The organism is Deinococcus sp. HSC-46F16 (assembly GCF_024171495.1).
GTDB lineage: Bacteria > Deinococcota > Deinococci > Deinococcales > Deinococcaceae > Deinococcus.
Genome location: NZ_JALJZW010000005.1, coordinates 133,839 through 151,157, shown reverse-complemented (window position 1 = coordinate 151,157; position 17,319 = coordinate 133,839). Strand labels below are relative to the sequence as shown.

The window sequence follows — 17,319 nt, the reverse complement described above, 5'->3', positions numbered from 1 at the left end:
GAAGGGACCCCTCCCACGCTCCACCCCCCATGACCTACGCCCCGGTCCTCACCTGCGTCGCCTGAATCGCCGTCAGCGCGATGGTGTAGACGATGTCGTCCACCAGCGCCCCCCGTGAGAGGTCGTTGACGGGCTTGCGCAGGCCCTGCAGCATCGGCCCGACGGCGACCACGCCCGCCGAGCGCTGCACGGCCTTGTAGGTCGTGTTCCCGGTGTTGAGGTCGGGGAAGATAAAGACGGTGGCCCGGCCCGCGACCGGGCTGTTCGGGGCCTTCTGGCGGCCCACGCTGAGGACAGAAGCGGCGTCGTACTGGAGTGGCCCATCCACCGGGAGGTCGGGGCGGCGCTCGCGCACGAGGCGGGTGGCCTCCTTGACCTTCTCCACGTCCTCGCCCGTGCCGCTCTCGCCGGTCGAATAGCTCAGCATGGCGACGCGTGGCGGAATCCCGAAGGCCCGCGCACTGTCGGCGGACTGAATGGCGATGTCCGCGAGTTCCTCGGCGTTCGGGTTGGGGTTGATGGCCGCGTCCCCGTACACCAGAACCTGCTCGGGCATCAGCATGAAGAAGATGGACGACACCAGCGAGGCGCCAGGCGCCGTCTTGATGAGTTGCAGGGCGGGGCGCACCGTGTTGGCGGTGGTGTGGACCGCGCCGGAGACCAGCCCGTCCACCTCGTCGAGCGCCAGCATCATCGTCCCCAGCACGACGGTGTCTTCCAGTTGGGCCTCGGCCTGGGGTGCGGTCAGGCCCTTGCTGCGGCGCAGCTCGACCATCGGTTCCACGTACTGCCGCCGCACGCTCTCGGGGTCGAGCACCTCCAGCCCCTCGGGAAGGGTGAGGCCCTGCCCCTCCGCGACCTGCCGCACCCGGTCGGGATTGGCGAGCAGCACGGGGCGGGCGATGCCCTTTTCCACGCAGCGGATGGCGGCCCGCACGGTGCGCGGCTCGTCGCCCTCGGGCAGGACGATGCGCTTGTTGGCGGCCCGCGCCTTCTGAATCAGTTCGTAGCGGAAGGCACTGGGGGGCATCCGGCGGTCGCCCTCGGCCTGCGGCGTCTTCAGGCGCGACCGCAGCGGCACGGTGTCGAGGCGGTCGGCGATGAAGTCCAGCGTGCGCTCCATCCGTTCGAGGTCGTCGTGCGGCACGCGGGGGTCCAGCCGCGAGAGGGCCGAGGCGGTGTGGAAGGAGTTCGTCTCCACCCGCAGCACGGGCAGCGAACTCGTCAGCGCGGCGCGGCACAGCCGCTCGATGGAAGGTTCGGGGCTGCTGCCCGAGGTGTACAGCAGCCCTGCGAGCGGCACCCCACTGAGGTGCGAGAGGGCCGCCGCCATGACCACGTCCTCGCGGTCGCCCGGCGTGACCACCAGCGCCCCGGAGGCGAACAGGCCCGCGTCGGCCATCTTGGGCACCGTGCGGGCGGTGACCACCGTGCTCGTGACCCGGCGCTGCCCGGCCTCACCCTCATTGAGAACCTCGGCCCCGAGGTGCCGGGCCACGTCCAGGGTGCGCGGGGCGCTGAGGGCGGGGGACTGCGCGATCACGCCCAGGAGGGGCAGTTCGCCGCCCGACAGCACCCGGCTCCGCGCCCGCAACTCGGCCAGGAGTCCGCCGAAGTCCAGGCCCACCGGCGCGAAGTTCAGCACGTACCCCGCGAGGCCCGAGCCGTCCGAGCGGCGGTAGGCCTGCGCCGCGATCTCCAGCTCGTCCGCGAGTGCTCCCGCCGTGACCCCGGCGAGGCTGGAGACAAGCACCACGTCGGCCTCCAGGTTGCGGGCGAGGCTGGCGTTGAGCGCCCCGGCGTAGGTGTTGCGCTCGTTCAGCGCCAGCCCCTCCGCGATCAGCACGTCGGCCCCCCCCGGTCCCCCGGCGGCCTGCCGGGAGAGGGCGACGACCTCCTCCATCAGGTCCTCTTCCGCCCCCTGGCTGAGCTGCTCCTCGGCGTGCGCGAGCGCGATGGGGGTGGGAGGCTGGAGGTGCGCGAGCGTGTGGGCGAAGTGCACCGAGTCGTCGGTGGTCGTCTCGTGCGTCTGCGCGATGGGCTTGAGAAAGGCGACCCGCAGGCCCTGCCGTTCCAGGGCGCGGGCGAGGCCCAGGGCGGTGCTGCTCAGGCCCACGCCGTTGCGGGTGGGGGCGACGAAGAGGGTGTGCATGGGGGCTCCTTCGGAGGGGTGGGGGAGGGTGGAGGCTTGGGCAGCGCGTCTTCTACGCTACAGGCCCCGCGCGACGAGCTGCGCCGTTTCCCGCGCGATCATCCGTTCCTCGTTCGTGTTCACGACGAGGGCGGGCAGGGTCCCCGGCGTGGTGATGAGGCCGCCCTGCCCGCGCACGTTCCGCGCGTTCGCCTCCGCGTCCAGCCGGAAGCCCAGCAGCCCCAGCCGCTCCAGGGTGGCCGAGCGCACGGCGGCGCTGTTCTCCCCGATACCGCCCGTGAAGACCAGGCCGTCGAGCCGCCCCAGCGCGACGGCCAGCCCCGCAATCGTCTTGGCGAGGCGGTACACGAAGACCTCCACCGCGAGGCGTGCCCCGGCGTGTCCCCGCCCGGCGGCTTCCTCCAGCTCGCGCATGTCGTTGCTCAGCCCCGAAAGGCCCAGCAACCCGCTCTCCTTGTTCAGCGCCGCCGTGACCTGGGTGAGACTCAGGCCCGCCTGCCGCGCGATGAAGTCGTGCAGGCCGGGGTCCACGTCGCCGCTGCGGGTGCCCATGACGAGGCCCTCCAGCGGGGTCAGGCCCATGCTGGAGTCTGCGCTGCGCCCGCCCGCCACCGCGCACACGCTCGCCCCGTTGCCCAGGTGCGCGGTGACGAGGTTCAGGTCTTCCAGGGGCCGCCCCAGCATCCGCGCGGCCTCGCCCGCGACGTAGGCGTGACTCGTGCCGTGGAAGCCGTAGCGCCGCACGCCGTGCTGGCGGTACCACGCTTCCGGCACGGCGTAGCGGTAGGCGACCTCCGGCATGGTCTGGTGAAAGGCGGTGTCGAAGACTGCCACGTGCGGCACGTCCCCGAAGGCCGCCTGCGCCGCCTCGATCCCGGCGATGTTGGCCGGGTTGTGCAGCGGCGCGAGGGGCACGCAGGCCCGCACCGCGTCCAGCACCTCCGGCGTGATCAGGGCCGGAGCGCTGAAGCGCTCGCCCCCGTGCACGACCCGGTGCCCCACCGCGCCGACCTGTTCACGCAGGCCCAACGCGTCGAGTTCGGCCAGCACCACCCCGAAAGCTTCCGGGTAGCCTCCACCGGGCAGGGGCACCGTGACCCGCTCCCCGGCGCGGTCCACCCGCACCGAGGCGGCGTCGGTGCCCAGCCGCTCGGCAAGGCCCGCGAGGGGTACGTCTGTGGTGCTGGGATCAAGCAGCGCGAACTTCAGGCTGCTCGACCCGCAGTTGACGACGAGGGTCCACATGGGGGGCATTCTGGCCCAGACCGGCAGGGGAGGGCGTCCCGACTTCCTTGAGGGTGGGGCACCCCCCGCAAGTGGCACTCACCGCACCCGAGTCACCCGCCGAACCTCCGCCTCCCCCTCCACATGCTCCAGCCGCAGCACGGGCACTGCCGGGTAGTCCGCGTACAGCCTCTCGCCCCACTCGACCACGCTGAGGCGGCTGCCCGCGACCAGGTCTTCGAGGTCCATCTCGTACAGCTCGGCCACGTCCCGCACCCGGTAGGCGTCCACATGCAGGACGCGCCCGGCGGGGGTGGGATAGGCGTGCATCAGCGCGTAGGTGGGGCTGGTGACGCCCTCAGAAAAGCCGTAGGCCCCCACCAGCCCCTGCGTGAGCGTGGTCTTGCCTGCCCCCAACTCGCCCTCCAGAAAGAGGAGCGAGCCGGGCGGCAGCGCGTGAGCAAAGGCCGCTCCCAGCGCCTGCTGCTCGGCCGCGCCGCGCAGGAGCCGCGATTCGCCGGGGGAGAGGGGCAGGTCGGTCATGGGGGCAGGATAGGGGAGGGAGGCCCCTGCCCTCAGTCCGACCCGGCCAGCCAGCCGCCCACCCGGTCGTCGATGGCCCCGGCGTTGGGACCACGGGCCAGCCGCCACACGCCCGCGCCCTCCAGCCGGGCCGCCCACGCCGCGCGGTCGTCGGTCAGGCGCAGGGTCAGCCCGCCAAGGTCGTCGGCCTGCGCGAGCAGGGCCGCGACGCCCTGCGCGGCCGCGTCGGCCGGGCCTTCTACGAGCTGCCCGCCCCGCACCCGCCAGGCGTCGTAGGGCAGCTCGGCCCCGGTCGGCTCGGCCGTCTCGGCGGTCGGGGTGCCCCCCAGCAGGCCCGCCGGGAGGGTGAAGGCCGGAACAGCGGGGGCGGCTGGGGCAGGGTCCGGCGCGGCCAGGGGCGCTTCCGGCTCCCCGCCGCCGAAGTCGAACACGTCCAGCAGCCCGCTCAGGGCGTCCGCGCCGAAACTGGCGGTGACCTGCTGGGCGGCCTCGTACTCGGCGTGGGCCTCGGCGAGCAGGGCCTCGGCATCTGTCAGGGTCTGGGCGTAGCGCTCGCGGGCCAGGGCCGACATCCGCCCCAGGCGGCGCTGGGCACGCAGGGTGTCGGCCAGGCGGCCCAATTTCTGAGTGGTCTCGCCCGCCAGGTGCCGCACCGTGTCGTACTCGCGGATCACGTGGTCGGCGCGGGCGTCGAAGTCCTCGCGCTGCTGGGCGGCCTGGGCCATGCGGCGTTCCAGGGCGCTCCAGAGGGCGGCCACGTCGGGCGTCTCGCCCCGTTTCAGCGCGTCGCGGGCCGCGGCCAGGCCGGGGGCCAGTTCGTCGGCGGCACCGGGCACGTCGCGGGCGGCGCGTTCCAGCTCCGCGAGGTCGCGCTGGAGTTCCAGCCGCCGGGCTGCCACTTCAGGCGCCGCCTGGAGGGCGTCGAGGGTGGCGTGGAGGTCGCGCAGTTCGTCGGTGGCGAGGCCGCCCCCGTCCAGGGTCAGGCGGGCCACGCCCAGCGCTACCCGCGCTTCTTCCCGCGCCGGGCTGGGGGGCAGGGCGGCGAGGCCCCCCTCCAGCGCCACGAGGTCCGAGCGTTGCTGGGCGAGTTCGGCCTCCCGGGCCTCCTCCAGCTCGCGCCGCCAGGTGTCCAGTGCCTCCGCGCTGAGGGTGCCCGCCGCCCCCTGGGCACGCAGGGCCTGCAAGCGGGCCTCCAGCTCGGGGCGGGCGCGGCGCAGCGCCTCGGAGTCGCGGGCGAGGTCCGCGAGCTGCCGCGAGGCGTGCTCCTGCTCCAGCGCGAGCACGCGGGCCTGCGCCTCGGGGTCCACAGGTGCAGGCACCTCGCCGGACGGCAGGGGCTGCACCACCGACGACTCGAGCAGGCGCCGCAGGTTGAAGGTGATCGACCGCGCCCGCTCGACCTCGGCGGGCTGGAGGACGCCGCCCTTCTGGGCTTCCTCGACCTGGGCGATCAGGCTCTCCAGGCGGCGCACGTCCTTGCCGCCCATGCCCTGCACGCGGCCGAAGGCGGCCCTGAGTTCGGCGAGGTCTTGCGCCTGCGCGACCAGCCCTTCTTCCAGGCGGCGCTCCATCAGCGCGATCAGGTCCTGCCCCTCGCGCACCAGCGGCCCGAGGTCGGCCCCCGCCGCCTGCTGCTGCCGGGCCACCCCCAGGATGCCGCGCAGGCGCTGGGTTTCCGGCCAGTCGAAGTAGAGGGTAAAGCGCCGGGCGCCTTCCTCCAGCGCGCCCAGGTCCTCGCCCGAGGTCGCGGCGGGGGCGCTGGGGGCGGCTTCCATCAGCGCCCCGATCACCTCCGAAACGCGGCGCTTGGCGAGGGCGGCGGGCACCGAGAGTTGCAGGCGCTTGAAGACCTCGCGCTTGAGGATGTCCTCGAGGTCACCCGGCACCAGCGTCTCCGGCGTCTTGCCCCGCGCCTGCGCCCCGTCGGCCAGGATGCGTTCCAGGGCGCGGGGCGAGACGAGGTCGCCCAGCAGCCGCACGGGAAGGCGGTGCAGGGGTTCCTGACGGGCGGCGGTGTCGGGGCTCACAGGGCTTCCTCCCATTCCACGGTGGTCGCGGGCGCGAGCGTGGCCTCACGGCGGTTGCCCAGCAGGCCGAACTGCACGCACAGGCCCCGGAAGCCGTAGATCGCCAGCCCCAGCGCGGCGGCCGTGAGCAGCGCCCGCAGCGGCAGCCCGAAGGGCGACGACCACGGCGAGAGCGCCGGAGCCGCCCGCAGCGCGGCCACCCCGATCAGGTCGCCCAGCCAGCCCACGGCCCCCAGCACCCCCTCCACAAAGGTGGGCAGCAGCAGCAGTGCCAGCGCGGCCGTGATCGCCCGCCAGAAGGGGTTGCGCCCCCCGAAGGCGAGGTTCAGCAGGTACAGCGGCACGGGCGCCAGCAGCGCGAGCAGCAGCAGCAATCCCGCCCGCAGGCCCCCGCCGAAGGTGCCCGTCCCTGCGAGCGAGGCCGCGTCCACCGCCGGAAGCGAGCCGCGTTCCAGCCCGGCCAGCCCCGAGATCAGGGCCTGCACGCTGTCGGGCCGCAGTCCGCGCCGCTCCTGCGCCGCGCCGAGGTCCCCGAGGTAGGCCTCGAAGTCAGGCGCGGTGCGCAGGGTCGTGGGGGCCTCTTCCAGCGCCGTGCGGGCGCGGGCGAGTTCCTCGCGGGCCGTGACCGGGTCGCCGTGCCCGCTGGCGCTCAGGGCACGTCCTAGGGCGGCGTAGGCGCGGTCCACGGCGTCCACGCTGGAGGAGGCAGGCGCCGCGGGCGTGGGGGCCTGCGCCGGAGCGGTGGGCTCCACCGGGGCCGGTGCCGGAGTCGGGGCCGGGTCGCCCGGCTCGGTGCTTGGAGTGGTCGCAGATTCGGTCACCGCTGGGGCCGTCGCCAGCGCCCGCGTCAGTTCGGTGCTGCCCTGGCGGAGGGCCGCCAGCGAAGCCGTCAGGCCCGCCCGGTCCCCGGCGGTGAGCTGGGTCAGCGCCCCCGTGAACTGCTCGGCCCGCAGGCTTCCGGCCCCGGCCTCCTGCACGGCAGTGAACCAGCCTGCCGCCTGCGCCAGCGCGAGGTAGGAGGCAGTGGTGCGCTCGGGCTGGGCCTCGCCCAGGGCGGCGCGGACCTTGGCGGCCGCCGCCCGTTGCAGCCGCCACGCGACCCGCTCGGCCCGGCCCGCTGCGGCGTCGGTCCGCAGGGCCTGGGTCGCCCCGGCGCTCAGGCCGAATTCCTGGGCGAGCAGCCGCACCTGATTGGCGGTGGGGGACGTGCCTGCCCCCAGGCCGTTCAGCGTCTGGGTGTACAGCGCTCCCCGCGCCAGCCCCCGTGCGAGCAGCACCTGGGCCTGAAGGTCGGCGGGGGTGCGGGCCAGCGCGGCGCGGGCCTGCCCCAGTGCCCCCTGCAGCCCCTCGACCAGCGGGCGGTTGCCCAGGGTGGGGGCCAGGCGGTCCAGGGCGGCCTCGGCGCGGTCGAGCTGCGCCAGGGCACGCTCCCCGCTTTGCGGTCGGGCGGAAGCCGCCGCGTCGAGGCTGCGGGTCAGCTCGCGGTAGGCGGCGAGGTCCTGGGCGGCAGCCCCTCCCACATTGGACAGGGCCGCGCCCAGCAGGGCCGTCAGCAGCACGGCCCGCCTCATGCCGCGGCCCCGGCCTCGACCTGACCGAGTTCGGCGAGCAGGCGCCCGATATTGACCCCGGCCCCGGCGACGACCGCCACGCAGTAGCCCCCCAGCGGGCGCATGCAGACGGTGCGGTCGCCCATGTCGGCCGACATCAGCCGCAGTGAGCGGGCCTGAAACAGCATCGCGGTGGCGGCAACCACGCCGCCCAGCCCACCGCCCCCGCGCAGCGCCCGCTCGCGCAGCACCTCGCCGTTGGCCCGGCAGACCAGCACCCCCTGCACCCCCTGAAGCCGCCCGAGGTCCTGAATCAGGGCCTCCTGCCCCCCCGGCGTGTCCAGCGCATAGGTGCGCCCGCCCACCGGCGTGGCGTACTCGGGGTCGTCGAATTCGAAGTCGTCGGCGCTGAGGGTGGTGTCCACGGGATCCTCCCAGGCGGGCGCGGTCCAGGCCTGCTCGGGGCTGTTCTCGTCCCAGGCGGCGGCGGGCGGCAGGAAGAGGGTGGGGGCCTTGGGGTAGCGGGCCTGCACCTCGGCGGCGAGCGCCTGAAGCTCGGCGCGGGCGCGTTCGGGGGGCAGCAGCCCGGAGAGCCGCGCGAGGAGGGGGCCACGCAGTACGGCCTGCATCTGCGCCGCCGTCACGGTGTCGGGGCTGAGGCCGCTTTCGCGCAGGGAGGCCCGCAGCATGGTGTCGGCGGCCCGGTCGGACACGATGCCGGACAGGGCGCGCACGATGAGGGTGTACACGGCATTCGTCATGGATAAACCTGCGGCGAGTGTAGGCGGGGGGGGCTTACACTTTTCTTCTTCGTGCCCGCGCCCCCGGCTCACGGTCGCCCGTGCCCAGGCCCCTCTAGACTGCCCTCCATGACCCTCACCCTTCAGGACCGCCTCAGCCGCGAACTCGCGGGCCTGCGCGAGCAGGGCCTGCTGATCTCCCCGCGCGTCCTCGAGACCGCCAACCGCGCCCGCACCCGCGTAGACGGGCGGGATGTGGTCAACCTGGCGTCGAACAACTACCTCGGCTTTGCCGATCACCCCGAGATCAAGGCCCGTGCGGAGCAGTACCTGCGCGAATGGGGCGCGGGGGCCGGAGCGGTGCGGACCATCGCCGGAACGCTGACCATCCACGAGGACTTCGAGCGCCAACTGGCCGAGTTCAAGCACACCGGGAGTGCACTGGTGCTCCAGAGCGGCTTCACCACCAACCAGGGCGTGCTGGGCACCCTGCTCCAACCCGGCGACCTCGTCGTCAGCGACGAGCTGAACCACGCCAGCATCATCGACGGCCTGCGGCTGACCAAGGCCACCAAGAAGATTTACCGGCACAGCGACCCCGACGACCTTGACCGGGTGCTCGCGGAGAATCCGACCGATGGCCTGAAGATGGTCGTGACCGACGGCGTGTTCAGCATGGACGGCGATATCGCGCCCCTCGACCGCCTGATCGAGGTGGCCCGCAAACACGGGGCCGTCACCTACGTGGACGACGCGCACGGCTCGGGCGTACTGGGGGAAGCTGGGCGCGGGACCGTTCACCACTTCGGCTACGAGCACGCGGACGACGTGATTCAGGTCGGCACGCTGAGCAAGGCCTGGGGCGTGGTGGGCGGCTACGCGGCGGGGCACGCCGACCTGCGGCAACTGCTGATCAACCGGGCGCGGCCCTACCTCTTCTCGACCGCGCATCCGCCCGCCGTCGTCGGCGCCCTCTCGGCGGCGCTGGAGCTCGTGCAGCGCGAGCCTGCCTTCATGGAGCGGCTGTGGGACAACACCCGCTTCTTCAAGGCCGAACTCGCCCGGCTGGGCTTCGACACGATGGGCAGCCAGACCCCCATCACGCCCGTGCTGTTCGGGGAGCCGGAGGCCGCCTTCGAGGCCAGCCGACGGCTGCTGGACGAGGGCGTCTTCGCGGTCGGCCTGGGCTTCCCGACCGTGCCGCGCGGTCAGGCCCGCATCCGCAACATCGTGACCGCCGAGCATACGCGGGATGATCTGGAGCACGCGCTCGCGGCCTATGAGCGGGTGGGCCGGGCGCTGGGCGTGATCGGCTGACTGGGCGGGGCCGGGCCACCCGCCGCCCTGGCTCCCCCTATCATCCCCCCATGACGAGTTCCCGCCCGCCCGTGGGCGACAAGCAGGACCGGGGGCGCGAGGTGCAGGCGATGTTCGCCTCCATCGCGCCCCGCTACGACCTTCTCAACCGGGTGCTGAGCCTCGGCGTGGACCGCGCGTGGCGGCGGGAGGCCGCGCGGGAAGCCCTGACCCTGAACCCCCGGCGGATTCTCGACGTGGCGACCGGGACCGGAGATTTCGCGCTGGAGCTGAAGGCCCGTGCTCCGCAGGCCGAGGTCGTGGGCAGCGACTTCGTGCCCCAGATGCTGGAGATCGCCCGCGAGAAGGCGAGGGGACGGCACCTGGAGGTGCGGCTGGAGGAGGGCGACGCGCTGAACCTGCCCTACCCCGACGGCGCCTTTGACGCCGTGACCTGCGCCTTTGGCTTCCGGAACTTCGCCGACTATGCGCGGGGCCTCTCCGAGCTGTGGCGGGTGCTGACGCCGGGCGGACGGCTGGTCATTCTGGAGTTTCCGCCGCCGCGTCCAGGCCTCTTCGGATCACTGTTCCGCTTCTACTTCCGGCAGATTCTCCCGCGCGTGGGGGCCTGGGTGAGCGGCAACGCGGGCGCCTACACCTACCTCCCCGAGAGCGTCCTCGCCTTTCCCGACCCCGAGCGCCTCGCGGGGCTGATGCACGCGACGGGCTTCCGCACCCGCTTTCGCCTGCTGACCTTTGGCATTGCGGCGATTCACGTGGGGGACAAGGGGTAAAAGGCCCGTGGCGTGTGGCATATAGAGAGGCAGAAATCTACCCCTACACGCCACGAAAAAAGACTCCCGCAAGGGGAGTCTCTTTCACCTGCTGATCCTCAGACCGCCAGCACCTGACGGCCCGCGTAGGTGCCGCAGCTCGGGCAGATGTGGTGCTGGAGCTTCTTGGCGTGGCACTGGGGGCACTCGACGAGGTTGGGGGCGACAAGGGCGTGGTGGCTGCGGCGCATGTCGCGCTTGCTCTTGCTGGTCTTCTTCTTGGGAACGGGGTGCTTCGCCATGTTCTTTTCTCCTGGGGCCGCACGGCGTCTCCCGCCGGGGCGCTCGGTTCCCGCCTGCCCGCTGGGGCCGGGGACGAGACAACAGCGGAGAGTATAGCATAGGGCGGCTCCTGCTCACCCCCTGCGCGGCCAGGGCTACGGCCACAGGCTCATGACGAACAAGGCTGCTGCCGCGAGGCCCGCACCGCCGCACAACAACAGGCCGACCAGCCAACGCAGCCACCCCAGCACCGGCCAGGCCTGCTCGTCTTCCTCGGTCCAGAAGGCGTGCAGGCCGGGTTCCCGGTACTCCCGCCAGAACAGCCAGGCCAGAGCCAGAAAGCCCAGGCCTGATCCGAACGCAGTGGCGCGGCTCACGCGCCGCAGTGTACCGGGGCCATGTACGGTGGGGACGTGCAAGAGCTGGCCCTGCCCCCGATCTCCCCCGCCACCCTGGAAACGGGGCTGCGGGTGCTTGACCTGACGGGCATTCTGGCCTTCAGCCTGTCGGGAGCGCTGCTGGCGGTCCGCAAGAGATTCGACCTGTTCGGGGTGCTGGTGCTGGGCTGCGTGACGGCGGTGGGCGGCGGCGCGATTCGCGACACCCTGACCGGGCAGGCCCTCCCCCTCTTTCTGCGCGACGAGACCTACCTGTGGGTGGCGATTGCCGGGGCGGTGATCGCCTTCGCGTTCGGGGAACGGCTGGCCCGCTTCGAAAAGGCCCTCAGCGTGTTCGACTCGGTGGGGTTGAGCCTCTTCGCCGCGTCGGGGGCGGTGGGGGCCATCGCCGCCGGGCTGGGGCCACTGGGCGTGATTTTCGCGGGGGCGCTCAGCGGGGTGGGCGGGGGGATCATCCGCGACCTGATCGCCAACGAGGTCCCCGAGGTGATGTACCGCCGCGACCAGCTCTATGCCACGGCCGCCGCCGCTGGAGCCCTCACCGTGTACCTGTTGTACCCGCACTTCACGCCCTTTCAAGCCCAGCTCGGCGGTGCTGGAACCGTGCTGCTGCTGCGCTGGCTCTCGCGCCGGGGCTGGGCGCGGCTGCCGGTGCGGCGGCTGCCGGAGGGGTGAGCCCGACGGCTGACTGCCCCTTCCCATGCCCTACACTGTCCCCCACCATGTCTACACAAGCAGACCGGCCCGCTGGCTTCCGTACCCGCGCCGTCCACGCGGGGCACGGCCTCGACCCGGTGACGGGCGCCCACGCGGTGCCCATCTACGCGACCTCCACCTTCGGCTACGGCACGGCCGAGCGCGGGGGGCGGCTCTTCGCGGGCGAGGAAACGGGTTACTTCTACTCCCGGCTCTCCAACCCCACCGTGACGGCCTTCGAGGAGAAGGTCGCCAGTCTGGAAGGGGCGGAGGCCGCCGTCGCCTTTGGCAGCGGCATGGGCGCGGCGAGTGCCATCGCGCTGACCCTGCTGCGCACGGTGGACGAGGTGGCTTTCGTCGGCCCGCTGTACGGCGGCACGGAAGGGCTGCTGCGCGACATCCTGGGCCGCTTCGGGGTGACCGTCCACGAGGCGGCGGACGTGGAGGCGCTGCGCGGTGTGGTGACGGAGCGCACCCGGCTGGTCTGGCTGGAAACGCCCTCCAACCCCACCGTGGGAATCGTGGACCTCGCGGCGGCCTCGGCGGTCGCGCACGCGGCGGGGGCGCTCGTCGTGGTGGACAACACCTTCGCCACGCCGTACCTGACGCGCCCGCTGGAGCACGGCGCCGACCTCGTGATGCACTCGGCCACCAAGTACCTCGGCGGGCACGGGGACGTGGTGGCGGGCGTGGTCGTGGGGTCGGCGGACCTCGTGACCGAGCTGCGGCTGCACGGGCTGCGGCACGTCGGCTCGGTGCTCGGTCCCTTCGAGGCGTATCTGCTGCTGCGCGGCCTCAAGACCCTGCCGCTGCGGATGGAAGCCCACTGCCAGGGCGCGATGGCGCTCGCACGGGCGCTGGAGGGCCACCCCGCCTTGAAAGCCCTGCACTACCCCGGCCTCCCCACCCACCCCGGCCACGCGGTCGCGGCGCGGCAGATGCGGGCCTTCGGGGGCCTGCTCAGCCTGGACCTCGGGACGCAGGAGGCAGCCTTCGCCTTCCTGAACAACCTGCGCCTCTTTACCCAGGCCGTCAGCCTCGGGGATGTGGAGAGCCTCTCGTGCCATCCCGCGAGCACCACCCACCAGCTTCTGGGCGAGGAAACGCTGGCCCGCCAGGGCGTGACCAAGGGGCTGGTGCGCCTCTCAGTAGGCATCGAGGACGAGGCCGACCTGATCACGGACGTGCTCGGAGCGCTGGAGCGCGTGCCCGTGGGCGCGGGGGACTGAGGGCCGGGAGGGGCGCTCGGCAGCATCGCCTACCGTCCCGGCGGCTTGGGACAGGGTAGAACCCGGCCATGATTCAGCCTGAGCGGGTGGAGTGGTTGCGGCCGGGAGAGCCGGGGCGGGGCGGCTTCGTGCTGCTGTGGGTGCAGTCCAGCGTGCGGACGGTGGGCAACCACGCCCTGGAATACGCCGCCCTGGAAGCCCGGCGCCTCGGCGTGCCCCTCGCCGCCGTCTTCGCCCTGAACCCCGCCTACCCCGAGGCGAACGCCCGCCACTTCCAGTACCTGCTGGAGGGGCTGCGCAACCTGCGGGCCGGGCTGTCGGCACGGGGGATTCCCCTCGCCATCCGAATCGGTGACCCACCCCAGGAGGTCTGGCAGGCCGCACGGGGGGCCAGCCTCGTCGTGACCGACCGGGGGTACCTGCGCCCCGGCCGCCAGTGGCGGGCGAGCCTGGCGGAGCGGCTGGAGATGCCCTTCGTGCAGATTGAATCCGACGCGGTGGTGCCCGTTCGGCTCGTCTCCTCCCGGCAGGAGGTGGGGGCGCGGACCCTGCGGCCCAAGCTGCACCGCGTGCTGGAGCGCTTTCTGGTGCCGGTGGAGGTGCAGGAGGGCGCCCAGGGTCACCCCGATTGGGATCCCGGTCTGGACGTGTCCGACCCCGCGCTGACCGTGCGGGCGCTCGGCGTGGACAACAGCGTGCCCCCCGGCGAGGAGGAGGGCGGCGAGGTGAGGGCACTCGCCCGGCTGGAACACTTCGTCACCCGGTTGCTGCCGGGCTACGACTCCGGGCGGCGCGACCCCAACGTGGACGGGGGCAGCCGCCTGAGCGCCTACCTGCACTACGGGCACCTCTCGCCCCTGACGGCGGCTCTTGCCGCGCGGGAACATTCGGACGGCGGCCCCGGCCTCGACACCTTTCTGGAAGAGATGATCGTGCGGCGCGAACTCAGCTTCAATTTCTGCGAGTTCAATCCCGACTACGACCGCTACGAGGGGCTGCCGAGGTGGGCGCGGGAGAACCTGGAGGCCCACGCTGCCGATCCCCGCCCGCACCTCTACACCCGCGAGCAGTTGGACGCGGCGCAGACCCACGACCGCTACTGGAACGCTGCCCACACCGAGATGGTCCGCACCGGCCGGATGCACAACGCCATGCGGATGTACTGGGGCAAGAAGATTCTGGAGTGGAGCGCGACCCCGCAGGAGGCCTATGCCACGACCCTGTGGCTGAACAACCGCTACCAGCTCGACGGCCGCGACGCGAACTCCTACGCCAGCGTGGGCTGGATTTTCGGCCTGCATGACCGCCCCTGGGCACGCCGCCCGATCTTCGGCACGGTGCGCTACCTCGCGGCAAGTGGGCTGAACCGCAAGTTCGACGCCGAGGCCTACGCCCGGCGCTGGAGCTGAGACGCGGAGCCTCCAGTGAGGCTCGTACACATTTCACTCCCGCGTCAGGGCCGGGTGCTATGCTCGGCCCGAACCGCTGGTGTCCGGTTCCCCTGACTGAGGGCAAACAGCAACAGGGCAGCGCAAGGTCTGCTCCTTTTTCCGGGGGCAGAAGACGAGGTGGAGGTCAGCGAAGCGTTCTGCGGATGCCTCCAGGCCCCGGCACGGGCCTACCCGGCCGCTCAGGCGGTGAAGCGCGGCGATAAGCTTCTGCGGCGACGCAGGGATAAGGCCGCGCGGTGCGATTCAATCCAACCCAGACACCGCCTGCCCTGGCCTGAGTGCCGGGCGCAGGTCGAGGAGTTCCCATGTGCGGAATCGTCGGATACATCGGCAGCAGGCAGGCGCAGGACGTCCTCATCTCCGGCCTCGCCAAGCTGGAATACCGCGGCTACGACAGCGCGGGCGTGGCGGTCGCGGACGGCGGCCAGATTGAGGTGAAGAAAAAGGCCGGGAAGCTCGCCAACCTCAGCGGAGAGCTGGAGCACTCGCCCCTGCCCGGCACCCTGGGCATCGGGCACACCCGCTGGGCCACCCACGGCCTGCCCAACGACACGAACGCGCACCCCCACGCCACCGAGGACGGGCGCATCGTGATCATCCACAACGGGATCATCGAGAACTACCTCTCCCTCAAGGCCGGGCTGATTGAGCGCGGCCACACCTTCAAGTCGGAGACGGATTCGGAGGTGCTCGCCCACCTGATCGAGGAAGCCTACGCGGGCGACCTCGAAGCGGCCGTGCGGACGGCGCTCTCGCAGGTGCGCGGCGCCTACGGCATCGTGGTCACCCACGTGGACCACCGCGAGATCGTCGCGGCCCGCACTGTGAGCCCGCTGGTGATGGGTGTGGGCGAGGGCGAGATGTTCCTCGCGTCGGACGTGCCCGCGCTGCTGCCCTACACCCGCAACATGGTCTTCCTGCACGACGGCGACATGGTGGTGCTGCACGACGACGGTTACCGGGTCACCGACCTGGCCGGGAACCCCCAGGAGCGCCCCATCGACCGCATCGACTGGGACGCCGAGGCGGCCGAGAAGGGCGGCTTCGACACCTACATGCTCAAGGAGATCTACGAGCAACCCACCGCACTGACGAACACCCTGATCGGCCGCCTGCACGACGACACGGGCGAGGTGAACCTCGACATCGGCCTCGATCCGTCCTCGTTCAAGCGCATCTCGATCATCGCCTGCGGCACCGCGTACTACGCCGGGCTGGTCGGTGAGTACCTGATCGAGCAGCTCGCCCGCATTCCGGTCGAGGTGGACGTGGCTTCCGAGTACCGCTACCGCAATCCGCTGGTGAGCGAGAACACCCTCGCCATCGTGGTGAGCCAGTCGGGCGAGACCATCGACACGCTGGAAGCCCTGCGCGAGGCCAAGAAGGGCGGGGCCAAAACCCTCGGCGTGATCAACGCCAAGGGCAGCAGCATGACCCGTGAACTGGACGACACGCTGTATATCCACGCCGGGCCGGAGATCGGGGTGGCGAGCACCAAGGCCTACACCTCCATGGTGGGCGCGTTCGTGATGCTCGCGCTGTGGCTGGGCCGCGCCCGCGGCACCCTGACCGATGCGCAGGCGCAGGACCTGCTGCACGCGACCCGCGAACTGCCGCGCCTGGTGGAAGAAGCCCTGAACCCCGCCCGCGTCGCTGAGATCAAGCGGGTGGCCGAGAAGTACGCGCAGGCCCGCGACTACCTGTTCCTGGGACGCGGCGTGAACGCGCCGACCGCCTTCGAGGGGGCGCTGAAGCTCAAGGAGATCAGCTATATCCACGCCGAGGCTTACGCGGCGGGCGAGATGAAGCACGGCCCCATCGCCCTGATCGACGCGAACCTGCCTGTCGTGGTGGTGGCGACCGAGAGCTTCCTCCTCGAAAAGACCATCTCCAACGTGCAGGAGGTCCGCGCCCGCTCCGGCAAGGTGATCGCGCTCCTGAGCGACGGGGACACCGAGAACGCCCAGCACGCCGACGATGTGCTGTACGTGCCCCGCGCCCACGAGATGGTCAGCCCGGTGGTGAACGCGGTCGCCCTGCAACTGCTGAGCTACTTCACGGCCAGCTACCTGGGCAAGGACGTGGACAAGCCGCGCAACCTCGCCAAGAGTGTGACGGTCGAGTAACGCCGTCGGTCGGAATCAGGGGGGCAGAGTCCACGCGGCTCTGCCCCCCTTCCGTTCTGTCCCGGGCCTCCATGAAGGCTGTCTTCTGGCGCGGCTTCAGGACGGCGCCCCCGGACCCCGCAAGATGAACGGGTGACCCGGACCCGCCCCCTGCCTACCGAGAACCCTTCCAAGCGCGAGTGGTTCAGCGAACTGATCGGCCGCACCCGCTTCGTGGTGCTGATCGCCGTGATCGCCGTGCTGCTCGTGGCCTTCAGCCTCTTTCTCCAGGGCACCCTGCTGGCCCTGAACACGATCTACGAGACCTGGCGCGAGATGTTCACGCGCGGCGTCGCCAGCCAGTCGGGTACGCTGGCGGTCGAGTTTCTGGAGGTTGTGGGCACCATGCTCAAGGCGGTGGTGTTCTACCTGATCGGGGTGGGGCTGTACTCGCTCTTTATCAAGCCGCTCAACCTGACCTCGGCGCTGGGGGTCGAGAGCCTCAGTGACCTTGAACAGAAGGTCGTGTCGGTGGTCATCGTGATTCTGGGCGTGACCTTCCTCGAACACTTCATTCGCTGGGAGGAGCCGGTGGAGACGCTGTACTTCGCGGGCTCGCTCGCGCTGGCGGGCGGAGCGCTGGTCTTTTTCCAGCGGGTGCACAAGGGCAGCGGCAGCGACCTGCAGCAGCCCGGCTCCAAGCTCAAGGCCCGGCGCGACCTGTTCGAGCGCGACAGCGAGCAGCGCCACATCGACGAGGAGGACGTGGCGATCGCCGAGCGGGCCACCGAGGCCAAGGCCGAGGGCAAGGTGCCCGCCGGGGGCGGCGGCGAGTAGGGGAAACCGGGGGAGG

15 protein-coding genes are annotated in these 17,319 nt (G+C 71.9%); 7 read left to right on the top strand and 8 right to left on the bottom strand.

Annotated features, from left to right (window positions below; all coding sequences use genetic code 11):
• Positions 1-34 precede the first annotated feature (34 nt).
• From pta to L1280_RS11830, 6 genes are all read right to left on the bottom strand, one after another.
• Positions 35-2,152: a phosphate acetyltransferase gene (gene pta, locus L1280_RS11855; protein ID WP_253582505.1), complete on the bottom strand. Its 2,118-nt coding sequence runs from the start codon at positions 2,150-2,152 to the stop codon at positions 35-37.
• Between the two features lie 57 nt (positions 2,153-2,209).
• Positions 2,210-3,397 carry an acetate kinase gene (locus L1280_RS11850; protein WP_253582504.1) on the bottom strand — a complete coding sequence of 396 codons (1,188 nt, stop codon included), beginning with the start codon at positions 3,395-3,397 and terminating at the stop codon, positions 2,210-2,212.
• Between the two features lie 78 nt (positions 3,398-3,475).
• Positions 3,476-3,919, bottom strand: coding sequence for a tRNA (adenosine(37)-N6)-threonylcarbamoyltransferase complex ATPase subunit type 1 TsaE (tsaE, locus tag L1280_RS11845; protein ID WP_253582503.1), 444 nt, complete (start codon positions 3,917-3,919; stop codon positions 3,476-3,478).
• 32 nt (positions 3,920-3,951) lie between these two features.
• Entirely contained in the window at positions 3,952-5,946 is a 1,995-nt protein-coding gene (locus tag L1280_RS11840) for a hypothetical protein (protein ID WP_253582502.1), read from the bottom strand.
• Complete coding sequence (locus L1280_RS11835) at positions 5,943-7,517, bottom strand: hypothetical protein (RefSeq protein ID WP_253582501.1); 1,575 nt, start codon at positions 7,515-7,517, stop codon at positions 5,943-5,945. The genes L1280_RS11840 and L1280_RS11835 overlap by 4 nt, the downstream gene beginning before the upstream one ends.
• On the bottom strand, positions 7,514-8,257 hold the full coding sequence (locus L1280_RS11830) for a roadblock/LC7 domain-containing protein (RefSeq protein ID WP_253582500.1): 744 nt from the start codon (positions 8,255-8,257) through the stop codon (positions 7,514-7,516). Before L1280_RS11830 ends, L1280_RS11835 begins: the two co-directional genes overlap by 4 nt.
• A gap of 108 nt (positions 8,258-8,365) precedes the next feature.
• Here L1280_RS11830 and L1280_RS11825 point away from each other — a divergent pair, with 108 nt between their 5' ends.
• Both L1280_RS11825 and ubiE read left to right on the top strand, forming a co-directional pair.
• On the top strand, positions 8,366-9,553 hold the full coding sequence (locus L1280_RS11825) for a glycine C-acetyltransferase (RefSeq protein ID WP_253582499.1): 1,188 nt from the start codon (positions 8,366-8,368) through the stop codon (positions 9,551-9,553).
• A 50-nt stretch (positions 9,554-9,603) separates the two neighbouring features.
• Positions 9,604-10,326 (top strand): bifunctional demethylmenaquinone methyltransferase/2-methoxy-6-polyprenyl-1,4-benzoquinol methylase UbiE, encoded by a 723-nt coding sequence (gene ubiE / locus L1280_RS11820; RefSeq protein ID WP_253582498.1) that lies wholly within the window; start codon positions 9,604-9,606, stop codon positions 10,324-10,326.
• Between the two features lie 98 nt (positions 10,327-10,424).
• Here the strand turns inward: ubiE and rpmF are convergent, their stop codons facing one another.
• Both rpmF and L1280_RS11810 read right to left on the bottom strand, forming a co-directional pair.
• The gene (gene rpmF, locus L1280_RS11815; protein WP_253582497.1) at positions 10,425-10,607 is read right to left on the bottom strand and encodes a 50S ribosomal protein L32; all 183 of its coding nucleotides are present in this window, start codon (positions 10,605-10,607) and stop codon (positions 10,425-10,427) included.
• Between the two features lie 135 nt (positions 10,608-10,742).
• On the bottom strand, positions 10,743-10,964 hold the full coding sequence (locus L1280_RS11810) for a hypothetical protein (RefSeq protein ID WP_253582496.1): 222 nt from the start codon (positions 10,962-10,964) through the stop codon (positions 10,743-10,745).
• Between the two features lie 36 nt (positions 10,965-11,000).
• Here L1280_RS11810 and L1280_RS11805 point away from each other — a divergent pair, with 36 nt between their 5' ends.
• The 5 genes from L1280_RS11805 (at position 11,001) to L1280_RS11785 (ending at position 17,303) form a co-directional block, all read left to right on the top strand.
• Positions 11,001-11,660, top strand: a complete 660-nt coding sequence (locus L1280_RS11805; protein WP_253582495.1) for a TRIC cation channel family protein — start codon at positions 11,001-11,003, stop codon at positions 11,658-11,660.
• Between the two features lie 47 nt (positions 11,661-11,707).
• A complete protein-coding gene (locus L1280_RS11800; RefSeq protein ID WP_253582494.1) occupies positions 11,708-12,910 on the top strand; it encodes a PLP-dependent aspartate aminotransferase family protein in 1,203 nt (400 codons plus the stop codon).
• A gap of 68 nt (positions 12,911-12,978) precedes the next feature.
• Entirely contained in the window at positions 12,979-14,319 is a 1,341-nt protein-coding gene (locus tag L1280_RS11795) for a deoxyribodipyrimidine photo-lyase (RefSeq protein ID WP_253582493.1), read from the top strand.
• A 347-nt stretch (positions 14,320-14,666) separates the two neighbouring features.
• Positions 14,667-16,487: a glutamine--fructose-6-phosphate transaminase (isomerizing) gene (glmS, locus tag L1280_RS11790; protein WP_253582492.1), complete on the top strand. Its 1,821-nt coding sequence runs from the start codon at positions 14,667-14,669 to the stop codon at positions 16,485-16,487.
• Between the two features lie 132 nt (positions 16,488-16,619).
• Positions 16,620-17,303, top strand: a complete 684-nt coding sequence (locus tag L1280_RS11785) for a YqhA family protein (protein WP_253582491.1) — start codon at positions 16,620-16,622, stop codon at positions 17,301-17,303.
• Positions 17,304-17,319 lie beyond the last annotated feature (16 nt).

Bases quoted from the DNA above. Each gene is read 5' to 3' on its own strand.
- pta (WP_253582505.1), bottom strand. From the start codon at position 2,152: ATGCACACCCTCTTCGTCGCCCCCACCCGCAACGGCGTGGGCCTGAGC.
- L1280_RS11850 (WP_253582504.1), bottom strand. From the start codon at position 3,397: ATGTGGACCCTCGTCGTCAACTGCGGGTCGAGCAGCCTGAAGTTCGCG.
- tsaE (WP_253582503.1), bottom strand. From the start codon at position 3,919: ATGACCGACCTGCCCCTCTCCCCCGGCGAATCGCGGCTCCTGCGCGGC.
- L1280_RS11835 (WP_253582501.1), bottom strand. From the start codon at position 7,517: ATGAGGCGGGCCGTGCTGCTGACGGCCCTGCTGGGCGCGGCCCTGTCC.
- L1280_RS11830 (WP_253582500.1), bottom strand. From the start codon at position 8,257: ATGACGAATGCCGTGTACACCCTCATCGTGCGCGCCCTGTCCGGCATC.
- L1280_RS11825 (WP_253582499.1), top strand. From the start codon at position 8,366: ATGACCCTCACCCTTCAGGACCGCCTCAGCCGCGAACTCGCGGGCCTG.
- ubiE (WP_253582498.1), top strand. From the start codon at position 9,604: ATGACGAGTTCCCGCCCGCCCGTGGGCGACAAGCAGGACCGGGGGCGC.
- rpmF (WP_253582497.1), bottom strand. From the start codon at position 10,607: ATGGCGAAGCACCCCGTTCCCAAGAAGAAGACCAGCAAGAGCAAGCGC.
- L1280_RS11800 (WP_253582494.1), top strand. From the start codon at position 11,708: ATGTCTACACAAGCAGACCGGCCCGCTGGCTTCCGTACCCGCGCCGTC.
- L1280_RS11795 (WP_253582493.1), top strand. From the start codon at position 12,979: ATGATTCAGCCTGAGCGGGTGGAGTGGTTGCGGCCGGGAGAGCCGGGG.
- glmS (WP_253582492.1), top strand. From the start codon at position 14,667: ATGTGCGGAATCGTCGGATACATCGGCAGCAGGCAGGCGCAGGACGTC.